Here is an 11,007-nt window from a genome sequence, read left to right as displayed (position 1 = left end):
GCCCGGGAACTGCCCGAGCACGAGCGTCTGGCAATGAGGCAATCCAGGGCCGGGCCGCTTTGCGAGGAACTCCATCTTTGGCTGCGTCTGGAGCGCCAGCGCGTGCCCGACCGCAGTGCCATCGCCGGCGCCATCAACTACAGCCTGAACCGCTGGACGGCGCTGACGGCCTACCTGGTCGATGGCAACGTGGCCATCGACAACAACCATATTGAAAATCTCATGCGTCCGTGGGCAATGGGAAGAAAAGCATGGCTGTTCGCCGGCAGCGAGCTCGCCGGCCAGCGCGCCGCTGTCGTCATGAGCCTGGTGCAATCAGCCAGGATGAACGGCCTGGACCCGTGGGCGTACTTGAAAGACGTGCTCACACGACTGCCTGGCCACCTCAACAGCCGCATCGACGAGCTGCTGCCCCATCGCTGGCAGCCTGCGGACTGACTCTTCTCTAACCCGCAGCATATTTCGGCAAGCCTGGTCAAGGTGCCATGACGAGCCGCTTACTGCTGACCTGTCAGCCTACATTCCTTCTGGCAAATAAGTCCGTGGCGAAGGCCACGTACAGCCAGCTTTGGCAGGCGGACACATAAGTGAAGTCCGATACCCATAGCTGTTTTGATCTATCTGCCTTGAATTGCCGGTTGACCCGGTGCAGCGAGCGCGGTGCAGAGGTGTCAGGCACCGTAATTCGCACCACTTTGCCTCGGCGCACTCCACGCAAGGTCAGACGCCGCATGAGCCGCTCGACCGTGCACCGGGCAAATGCAGTGCCTTCACAGTTCATCTGCTTCCAGACCTTGTCGGTCCCATAGACCTGCCAGTTGGCGTGCCAGACCCATTGGATGTCTGGGCTCAATCGCTCGTCCTGCACGGCGCGCTCACAGTGCAAGGTGGGATTGCGCAGCTGTGCTGCATGGCGTCGGTACCAAGACGAGGCAGTCTGCAAGACTTTGCATATTGTCTCGACCCCGTATACATCCCGGTGCTGGTCGTCGCCCACAGCAACCATAACTCTCAGTTAGGGCTTGCGTTTGAACGCATTCCAACCGCAATGGTCGCCGTGCACGAAGGAGTCTTCACCCAAATATCCGGTGGCCGCGTACCCAGAATGCTTTCGGCCTGGCAAGCTTTGCTGTCGATACCTTAGCGGGCTTGTCCTAATGCGTCGCGCCAGTTGCCAGCAAATTCGCCAATTTAGTCCGGCAAGTGACTGCATCGTCGTCGAATAGCGCGCCTATCCATGCCGACTCACGCTGCTGAACTTTTTTCAGGAACTCGTCTGCACCTTTCATCTGGACAAATGCGTCAAACCCGGTTTCCAAAAATTGCTGCAGCGACTTAAGACCCGCCGTCGCAGCAGGGCGACGCATCATCTTGAGCAGGGTTCGCAGCCCGCGCATGCGCGTCAGGCGGTCCATTTCCTGACCGAGTTGCAGCACGACCTCCAGCTGATGGTGCCGGGCAGCTCTGTCCCCCAAACGACGCCAGCATCGGATATAGCGATCACATTCATTATCTTGCGGTGCGGCTGAAGCGTCTGCCATCCAGCAGCGTGCCATTTTGTCGTCCAGCGTTTCTGTCAGCGCATGGACTTCTGCCAGCGCTCCCGTCGTATTGACCACAGCTTGCGGAAACAGCCGGGCGATGGTGTTGGCAATGCGGCCGAACTGCTGGTCGCGTTGGGCGTAGTCCTTGTCGCTGTACAGCTCATGCAGAAAAAAAGAAGCTGCTGCTTGGTAGCGCGGATTGTGAAGCAGATCGGCGTAGGTGGCCTCAAAGCGGCGTGCCTGAAAGCGCTTGATCTCGGTGCTTGCCTGCGCCAATGCCGGGTCGCTCGCATGCTGCTGCCGAAACTGTGACACGACTTGCAGCGCGTCCTGTATTTTTTGTGCGGTTGAGTCCATACAAGCTGGAAGTGTAGCCAGACTCGCTAGAGACGGCGCTCTATAGAAACCGTTCGTCCCATGAGAAACTTCGCGCCATGCAAAAAAGAACACTGCTCAAGCTGGGCCTGACCTCTGCGGCGGTGATGCTGGTTGCTGGCGGTGCGGCAAGCTGGTGGCAGCCGGGTTTGCAAGTCAACGCCTCGCTGTCTCCGGCTGGGCGCGACGTGTTTTCGGCTATCGGTCGGGGCGTGCTTGACAAGAGCCTGCCGCAGGAAGCGGTTGCGCGTCAGGTGGCGCTTGATGGCTTGCTTAGCCGGGTCGATACCCTGGTGCAGGCTTTGCCGCCGCACGCGCAGGCCGAACTTTCGCAATTGCTGTCAGTGCTGGCCAGTGCGCCCGGACGACTTGCGCTGGCCGGACTGCGCCAGCCTTGGGCGCAAGCTTCGGTGGTTGACTTGCAGCAAGCGCTGCAGGACATGCGGCTGTCTGCGCTCGCCCTGCGCCAGCAGGCCTATGGCGCTCTGCATGACATTGCGACGGGTGCGTATTTTGCCGATGCAGCTACCTGGTCTTTGCTGGGCTATCCCGGCCCGCTGAAAATCTGAACTGCCTTTTTTGCACGAACGGGAACCCCATGAGTCAATTGAACGACCCCATCAAAGACGGCATTAGGCGTGGCTGGAAAGTCTCGGGCGGCGCGTTGGGGCCCGTTGCAGAAAAAATCGTCTGCGATGTGGCCATCATTGGCAGCGGCGCTGGTGCCGGCATCACGGCTGAATTGCTGGCCAAGGCTGGGCTGCAGGTAGTCATCATTGAAGAAGGGCCGCTCAAGAGCAGCACCGACTTCAACCAGCTGGAATCGGAGGCCTACCCTTCGCTTTACCAGGAAAGCGCCGCGCGCAAGACCGAAGACAAGGCGATCAATATCTTGCAGGGCCGCTGCGTTGGAGGCTCCACCACGGTGAACTGGACCAGTTCCTTTCGCACGCCGCCTTCCACGCTCAAGTTCTGGCAAGACCGGTTCGGCCTGAGCAGCTACAGCCCGGAAGCGCTGGCGCCTTATTTTGCGCAGGCCGAGCAGCGCTTGAACATCACGCCGTGGCTGGCTGCGCCCAACGAAAACAATGAATTGCTGCGGCGTGGTGCCACGCAACTGGGCATTGCGTCTGCCGTCATCCCGCGCAACGTCAAGGGCTGCTGGAACCTGGGCTCGTGTGGTCTGGGCTGCCCGACCAATGCCAAGCAGTCAATGCTCGTCACGACGATTCCGGCTGCGCTGGACCTGGGGGCGCAGTTGTTGACCGAAGTGCGGGCCGAGCGGTTTGAGCTGGCCAACGGCAAGGTGACGGCGCTGATTTGCCGAAATATTGAGTCAAACAGTGCGCTTGTGCAATCTGGACGGGCGCAAGCAGCTATAAAAATAGTAGCAAAACATTACGTTCTGGCGGGTGGCGCCATCAACTCGCCCCCCGTGTTGTTGCGCTCGGGCGCGCCTGATCCGCATGGCCGGCTGGGAACCCGGACTTTTTTGCATCCGGTGGTGATGTCGTCGAGCGTATTTGCGCAAAAAGTCGAAGCCTGGAGCGGCGCGCCCCAGTCGATTTACACCGATCATTTTCTGCAAACCCAGCCGGTTGACGGCGTCATGGGCTACAAGCTCGAAGCGCCACCGCTGCATCCGCTGATTTTTGCCTCCACCGTGCCGGGTTTCGGTCAGGGGCAGCATGACTTGCTGACCTCTTTTCCGCACAACCACACGCTGCTGGCGCTGCTGCGCGATGGTTTTCATGATGAGGCACCGGGCGGCAAGGTGGGCTTGCGTGGTGACCACTCTGCTGTGCTCGACTATCCGCTGAGCGACTATGTGATGGACGGTGCGCGCCGGGCGCTGCTGTCGATGATGGAAATCCAGTTTGCGGCGGGCGCGAAGCAGGTTTTTCCGCTGCATGAAATGGCCGCGCCCTACACCTCGTGGGCGCAGGCGCGCGCGGCGGTGCTGGCGCTGCCGATGAAGCCGCGCCTGCTCAAGATGGTGAGCGCCCATGTCATGGGCGGTTGCGGCATGGCCAGCACCGAAGCGCAAGGGGTGACGCAGCCCGATGGTGTGCATTGGCAGCTGGAGAATCTGTCGATTCATGACGGTTCGCTGTTTCCGACCAGCATTGGCGCCAATCCGCAGCTGTCGGTGTATGGCGCAGTGAACAGGCTGGCGCAAAACCTGGCCAAAAAACTGACGGGCCGCGACGTCGTGCTGGCCTGAACGACCGCAGTCGCTATCTATGCTGGCATCCCTGCAACGCTTGATGACGCTGTCGCTGGTGGGAGCCGCTTGCGGCTGGCTGCTGTATTTCGGCCAAAGCCAGCCCGTGCTGGCTTTGGCTGGTTTTATAGCGATAACTCTGGGCTACTCAGTGTTTCTTGCTATTGAATTCATACTCCTCAGGCGGGTGAACCAGAGCGACCCCGCACCCCAAGCCACTTGGCGTGAACTGCTGGCCGCGTGGTGGGGTGAAACCTTGATTGCACCGCAGGTATTCTGCTGGCGTCAGCCTTTTCGCCCGAACGCTTGCCCGGATCAGCTGTCGCCGCCAGCGCGAGTGCAGGGCCGCCGTGGCGTAGTCTTTGTCCATGGGTTCTTTTGCAATCGCGGCTTGTGGACGCCGTGGCTCAGGCAGTTGGAGGGCACGGGCCATGCTTTCGTGGCGGTCAACTTGGAACCGATTTTTTGCTCGATTGACGACTATGTACCGCTGCTTGAAGACGCGGTTCGGCGCGTCACCGATGCCACCGGACAGCCGCCGGTCGTGGTCTGCCACAGTATGGGCGGCCTGGTGGCGCGAGCCTGGCTCAAACGCATGAAGGCCGACGCGCGTGTCCATCATGTGGTGACGATAGGCACCCCGCACCGGGGCACTTGGCTGGCGCGTTTTGGCCACGGCCACAATGGCCGCCAGATGCGCCTGCTGTCCGACTGGCAAACGCAGCTCGACCATGAGATGCCTGCGGGTCGCCCGGCGATTTTCACGTGCTGGTATTCGAATTGCGACAACATCGTTTTTCCGGCCTCGACCGCAACGCTGCCCGGCGCGCGCAACCGGCTGATTCGCGGTGTGGCGCATGTGCAACTGGCGTTTGTGCCGCAGGTCATGCAGGAAACGCTGGCCTTGCTGGAAGAAAGCCCTGCGTGATCATTTTTTCGGGCTGGCGTGGCGTTTCATGACGGCGCGGCTGGGCATAAAGTCTGCAACATCTCGCAAAATAAGCAAATTCTTTGTGACAATTGGGGTTTTCAGTGTTTGTCATTCTGCGCATGGATTTTCCGGCGTGGAGGGTGCAAGCCTGTTTTCGACGGCGTCATGGGCTGCCGGGGCTGCTGCTTCCGTGTCCGTTGCCTCTAGGTAACTTCAGAAATAGCGAGCGTTTTTATGCCCTTGATCGTGGTGATTGATGATGATGCGGGCACCCGCCTGCTGGTCAGCCAGGTGCTAAAAAAAGAAGGCTACCAGGTCATGGCTGCAGAAGACGGCGCCAAAGGGCTGGCGTTGATTCGTGAGCACAAGCCCGACCTGGTCGTCAGCGATGTCCAGATGCCGTTTGTGGACGGCTTCGAGGTGCTGGACCAGGTGCGCAACGACGACGCGCTGGCCGAAACTGCCGTGATTTTGCTCACCTCGCTGCAAGACCGCAGCTACATGCGCCAAGGCATGACGACTGGCGCAGACGACTACCTGACCAAGCCTTTTGCGCCGCAGGAGTTGCGCGAAGCAGTCAGTGCGCAGTTGAACAAACGCGACCGGGCCGAGCTTATGCGCACGCAGGGCGTTGGCAAGGCGGTGCAGATCGCGCTTGACGACCAGCGCCAAAAGATCGGCGCGCTGTACGAAAAGCGCATGGTCCAGGCGCTCAGTGAGCAGTGGCCCGAAAGCAGTCCGGCGCAGGAACAGCACAAGTTTGCCAGCGCCACGGTGCTGTATGCCGACATGCGCGACTATGGTTTGTGGACGCAAACCCTGAGCAGCACCGAGTTCAGCGAAATCGTGCAGCAGCTCTACAGCAGCGTGGGCGACACCGTCTATCTGTTTGGCGCGCACACCATGCAGTTTGTGGGCTCCGGCATGCTGTGCGTGTTTGTCGATGCGGCAGATACCCATTCCGTCAATCATGGCCTGCGGGCGGTGCGTGCCGCGCTGGGGCTGGCCAATGCAACCCGGCGCATCGATGCCTATGTGCAAAAGCATTTTGCCGAACGTCGGTTGCCAAAATTTTCGCTCGGCGTGGCGCTGCACAGCGGCCCGGTCACGTTTGCCAGCCTGGACGGCCTGATCAGCCGCACCGGCCAGACCACGCCCGTGGGCGACACCGTGGCAGCGGCGCTGAAGTTGTTTCAAGGTGAACCGCGTCTGGACTGGACCGTGGCGGCCAGCGTGCAGGCGGTGCGGCTGGTGACCGGGGCGGTTCGCACCGGTCAACGGGCGCTGGTTCAGGTGCCGGGACGAAGCAATCCCATGGATACGCTGGAAATCCTGGGCCTGACATGAAGGCTGGCCCGCAGCAGCCCGTGCGAACTTTCTCGCTGCGAACGGTGCTGGTTACCAGCCTGCTGCTGTTTGCCCTGCTGCCTGCGGCGACCGTGGGCTGGTTTTTGTACCGCAGCAGCCTGCAAAGCGCGCAGATGCTGGCGGAAAAAATTATTGAAGACGTGGCGCAGCGGGTCAAAACAAATACCGAAGCCCATCTGGCGCAAGCCCATGTCATGCTGAACGGCCTGGTGCAGGACCAGCCCGATGCCACTGCCGTGCTGCGGGCGCGCCAGTTGATCGAGACGCCGGCATTGTTCGAGCAAACTGCTTTTGCCCTGACGCGCATGACGCCTGAAGTTCCCCGCATCTACCTGGGCAATGTTCACGGCGAATACAGGGGTGTTGAAACCTTTAGGCAAGACGCTGTCAGCGTGGTGCAGGTGGGCGAGCGCAAGCCGGGCGACCCAGGACGACAGCTCTTCCGGGCCGAATACCCCGGCGACCGACGGCAGCCCCAACCCTCCGGGCGCGACCGCTATGAGCCGCGCCAACGACCCTGGTATCAGGCCGCAATAGCGCAAAAGGGGCGAACTTTTACGCCAGTGACCGTCTCGGCCACTGACCGGCAACTGCGCATCGCACTGGCGCAGCCGGTTTATGGCGGCGACGGTGGTGGTGCGCTGGGGGTGTTTGCCCTGGACTTGCCCTTGAAGCACTTGGGCGAAATGCTGCAGGGTATGCGCATCAGCGCGCATGGCGCGGTTTTTCTGGTTGATGAGCAGGGTTTTCTGGTGGCCAGCTCGACCGGCGACGAACTTTTTTCCGGTCCGCCCGACCATCTGCAGCGCCACAAGCCACTGCAAAGCCTTAACGCCCTGGTTCGCCGCGCCTATACCGGAGCCGCCCCGAGTCTAGGGAAAATGCTGGAGTCCAGCGTGCAGCGTGTGTCTTTCCTGCACCGCATTGCGATGGCTGACGACACGCTGATGGTGGCGCTGAAGCCTTTTGGCGAAAGCGTGGGCGTGCGCTGGAGTCTGGTGGTGGTGGCGCCCGAGAGCGACTTCACCGCCGGTGCGCAGGCGGCACTGAAAAAGACGCTGCTGGTCACCGGGCTGATCCTGCTGCTGGGCGCCTTGCTGGCCATTGCATTGGCGTGGTGCCTGAGTCAGCATTTCAAGCGCTTGAGCCAAGCAGCTGCCCAGCTGGCGCGGGCCGAGGTGCCACCGGTTCATCGACATGCCCGCATCGCCGAAGTCAGGCAACTTTCGCAAACCCTGCACGACAGCGCCGAAGAGCTGAAGCGCAGCCGTGCCGCCGTCAAGGTGCAAACGCTGGCGCTGCACGAGGCCAACGACACGCTGGAGGCGCGGGTGGCAAGCCGCACCGCCGAGCTGAACGCCTCGCGTGAAGAGGCGTTGGGCGCGGTGCGTGCCAAGGCCGCTTTCCTGGCCACCATGAGCCACGAAATCCGCACGCCGCTCAATGGCGTGGTAGGCATGACCACCTTGCTGGCCGACACCCCGCTGGACGCCGAGCAGCGCGACTATGTCCACACCATGCGCATCTCCAGCGACCAGCTGCTGGGCGTCATCAATGACATTCTTGATTTTTCAAAAATCGAATCGGGCAAGCTGGAGCTGGAAAACGAGCCGCTCAACCTGCTCGGAACGATTGAAGAGGCCTGCGACATCGGCGCGCCGCGCGCCCGTGAAAAAGGGCTTGAGCTGCTGGTCGACATCGGGGACGAGCTACCCGGCTGGGTGCGCGGCGACGTGACGCGGCTGCGCCAGGTGCTGCTGAACCTGGTCAACAATGCCGTCAAGTTCACCGAAAAAGGTCAGGTCGTCGTTTCAGCCCATGTGCTTGAAGACTTCAGTCCTTGCCAAGGCGCGCTGGTCGAGTTCCGCATCAAGGACACCGGCATCGGCATTGCACCGGATCGCCAGGCGGCCCTGTTCCAGTCCTTTGTCCAGGTCGATGCCAGCACCACCCGCAAATACGGCGGCACCGGGCTGGGGCTGGCCATCTGCAAGCGGCTGGCCGGGCTGATGGGGGGTGCCGTCGGGCTGGAGTCGGTGCCTGGCGAAGGCTCGACTTTCTGGTTCACCGCCCGGCTCGGCCATACCGACGCGCCGGAAGTCGCCATGCTGTCTTCGCTGCACATGGTCAGCCTGGCCGGCAAGCGGGCCGCCGTGGTGGACGACACGCTGGTCAACTTGCGTATTCTGGACAAGCAGCTCAGGCGCTGGGGCATGGAGCCGGTGCTGTTCGAGCGCGCCGCCGAAGCGCTGGCCTGGCTGGAGACCAATTCGGTCGATGTCGTCGTGACCGACATGCACATGCCCGACATGGACGGCCAGACCTTTGCCGCACTACTGCGCGAACGCACGCCCGACACGCCCATCGTGCTGCTGACCTCGGGCACCATGCCCAGCGGCGAGCAGGCGCGGCTGTTTGATGTGCGCTTGCTCAAGCCTTACCGGCAATCCCAGCTTTTTGAGTCGCTGGCGCGCGTCACGTCTGCGGTAGCCGCTATACAAAACGTAGCAAAACCGGCGCTGGTCGCCGCCCGCAACCAGTTCATTTTGGTGGTCGATGACAACGCCATCAACCTGAAAGTTGCGCTGGCCATGCTGACCAAACTCGGCTACGAAGCCGCCACGGCGCTGAACGGTCAGGAGGCGGTGGAGCGCGTTGCAGCGTCGCTGCGCACCGGCACCGGCGAGACGCCACGCCAGTACGCCGCCATCCTGATGGATGCCAACATGCCCGTCATGGACGGCTTCGTGGCGTCCCGCCTCATCATCAGCAACCACGGCAAGTGCGCGCCGCCCATCATTGCGCTGACCGCCTCGGTGCTTGAAGAAGACCGTCAGCGCTGTCTGGAAGCCGGCATGCTGGGTTTTTTGCCCAAACCGCTGAGGATTGACGAGTTGGCCGAATCGCTGATGCGTTATGCCCATCCGCCCGAAGCCGATGACACTATTAAAACAATAGCTGATGACGCAACAGCAGCCTGCGCAACAAGCCTAAATGACCTGAATTGTGAACAGCGGCTGATGGACTGGGGCCGGCTGGAGCAGTTCCGGGAGTTTGACGACGACGCGCGCAGCATGACGCGCGAAGTGGTGGCGCTTTTCACCAAGGAAATGCCCCAGCGCCTTGAAGATATTCGGGGCGCTTTGCTGGCCTGTGACAGCGCCGCCCTGTCGCGCGCCGCCCATGCGGTGAAAGGAGCCGCCTCCAACGTCGGCGCCCAGGCGCTGAGCGGGGCGTGCAGTACGCTGGAGCAGTCCTGCCTGCAAGGCCAGTCGCCGGCAGACGCTGCCAGTCAGGTCACCGGCATCATGCAGTTTGCCGGCAAGACCTGTGAGGCGCTTCAAGACTTCATGGCGCAGACCGACTCGCCGGCCTGCTGATCCATTCAAGCGCGTACCCGGCCGCAAGCGCTTCAGCCGCTCGCCGGGCCTTGCCAAATGCCCACGCGGCGTACGGATTCGCGGTCACAGCGGTGAAAATCGGGCGGTGGCTTACAGGGACGGCAGAAAAGCAAAGATGACGTTGCTGCACTGCAACATTTTTTGACGAAAAGAGCCTCATAACTGCTACTGATTAAATAGCTGCTTGTTGGCGTGGGTACTGCGCAGAAGCCATTTTTAATGCTTGATTTTGTCAAAATTGCAGTCGCAGGGATTTTCCCCGATAGAGTGATTTATCTAGGGATAACCCTTATATTGGCGTCATGGTTAATCCGGGAACTCTCTTAAAAACATCCTTCCAGGCAGGCCGGGACTTTTTCCGCCAGCCGGCACAGGACAGCGCACAGCGTCAAGCTGCACCGCCCCGCGTGTCGTCGGTCATCGTTCCGATTCGCTCCATCGGGCCCAGCCACGGCGAGCGCATTGCCGCGCATTTGCTGGCACTCAGCCCGTCAGACCGTTATCTGCGCTTTGGTTATTCGGCCAACGACGAGCAGATCAGGCGTTATGTCGATGGGCTTGATTTTGAGCGCGACGAGATCTTCGGCATCTACAACCGCCGGCTGGAGCTGATTGCGATGGCGCATCTGGCCTTTTCCACCGATCCCGAGCTGAAAAGCTGCGCAGAATTTGGCGTTTCGGTGCTGGCCCATGCGCGTGGCCGGGGTTACGGCGCCCGCCTGTTCGACCGGGCGGTGATGCATTCGCGCAATGAAGGCGTCGAGATGATGTTCATCCACGCGCTGAGCGAAAACACCGCCATGCTCACGATTGCCCGCAAGGCCGGTGCCACGGTGGTGCGCGACGGCTCCGAGAGCGAAGCCTATCTCACGCTGCTGCCCGCAGACATGGATTCACGCGTCAGCGAACTGCTCGAAGAGCAGATTGCCCAGACCGATTACCGCCTGAAAGTGCAGGCCAGGCAGTTCTGGAATTTTCTGGCGATGCTGCAGGAAGTCCGGCAAGGCGTGCGCGACAGCCGCGACCGCTCAAGGATGTAAAGTCCCCACGCTTCCCTCTGCGTGGGGTTCGCTGCCTCCCGAGTAGTGTTGCGCCTGCGGCCCGGCAAAGCCGGTTTCGCGGCCCCTGCTGCCGGGGAACTTCCCGTCCGCCGGGTGGGAGCTG

At 61.5% G+C, this 11,007-nt stretch carries 8 protein-coding genes and 1 pseudogene; 7 read left to right on the top strand and 2 right to left on the bottom strand.

Annotated features, from left to right (window positions below):
• Window positions 1–438: IS66 family transposase (locus RCH06_RS13830; RefSeq protein WP_327082046.1), on the top strand; the 438-nt coding region annotated here is incomplete at its 5' end.
• Window positions 439–514: 76 nt separating this feature from the next.
• On the opposite strand, the pseudogene RCH06_RS13825 reads toward RCH06_RS13830, so the two are convergent.
• Both RCH06_RS13825 and RCH06_RS13820 read right to left on the bottom strand, forming a co-directional pair.
• A pseudogene (locus RCH06_RS13825) lies at window positions 515–988 on the bottom strand (IS3 family transposase); the annotation flags it as partial.
• A 166-nt stretch (window positions 989–1,154) separates the two neighbouring features.
• Complete coding sequence (locus tag RCH06_RS13820; RefSeq protein WP_327082045.1) at window positions 1,155–1,901, bottom strand: FFLEELY motif protein; 747 nt, start codon at window positions 1,899–1,901, stop codon at window positions 1,155–1,157.
• Window positions 1,902–1,978: 77 nt separating this feature from the next.
• Here RCH06_RS13820 and RCH06_RS13815 point away from each other — a divergent pair, with 77 nt between their 5' ends.
• The 6 genes from RCH06_RS13815 to RCH06_RS13790 all read left to right on the top strand — a co-directional run bounded on the left by RCH06_RS13815 (window position 1,979) and on the right by RCH06_RS13790 (window position 10,883).
• Window positions 1,979–2,488 carry a hypothetical protein gene (locus RCH06_RS13815; RefSeq protein WP_327082044.1) on the top strand — a complete coding sequence of 170 codons (510 nt, stop codon included), beginning with the start codon at window positions 1,979–1,981 and terminating at the stop codon, window positions 2,486–2,488.
• A gap of 29 nt (window positions 2,489–2,517) precedes the next feature.
• Window positions 2,518–4,143 carry a GMC family oxidoreductase gene (locus RCH06_RS13810; RefSeq protein WP_327082043.1) on the top strand — a complete coding sequence of 542 codons (1,626 nt, stop codon included), beginning with the start codon at window positions 2,518–2,520 and terminating at the stop codon, window positions 4,141–4,143.
• Between the two features lie 19 nt (window positions 4,144–4,162).
• Window positions 4,163–5,071 carry an esterase/lipase family protein gene (locus RCH06_RS13805; RefSeq protein WP_327082042.1) on the top strand — a complete coding sequence of 303 codons (909 nt, stop codon included), beginning with the start codon at window positions 4,163–4,165 and terminating at the stop codon, window positions 5,069–5,071.
• A gap of 237 nt (window positions 5,072–5,308) precedes the next feature.
• A complete protein-coding gene (locus tag RCH06_RS13800) occupies window positions 5,309–6,421 on the top strand; it encodes a response regulator (RefSeq protein ID WP_327082041.1) in 1,113 nt (370 codons plus the stop codon).
• A 20-nt stretch (window positions 6,422–6,441) separates the two neighbouring features.
• Entirely contained in the window at window positions 6,442–9,822 is a 3,381-nt protein-coding gene (locus tag RCH06_RS13795; protein ID WP_327082040.1) for a hybrid sensor histidine kinase/response regulator, read from the top strand.
• A 323-nt stretch (window positions 9,823–10,145) separates the two neighbouring features.
• Window positions 10,146–10,883 (top strand): GNAT family N-acetyltransferase, encoded by a 738-nt coding sequence (locus tag RCH06_RS13790; RefSeq protein WP_327082039.1) that lies wholly within the window; start codon window positions 10,146–10,148, stop codon window positions 10,881–10,883.
• Window positions 10,884–11,007: the final 124 nt, after the last annotated feature.

Origin of the sequence: Polaromonas sp. CG_9.5 (genome assembly GCF_035984465.1) — a bacterium.
Taxonomy (GTDB): Bacteria; Pseudomonadota; Gammaproteobacteria; order Burkholderiales; family Burkholderiaceae_C; genus Polaromonas.
Note: the sequence above shows the minus strand (reverse complement) of the source record. Positions and strands in the feature narration are given on the sequence as shown.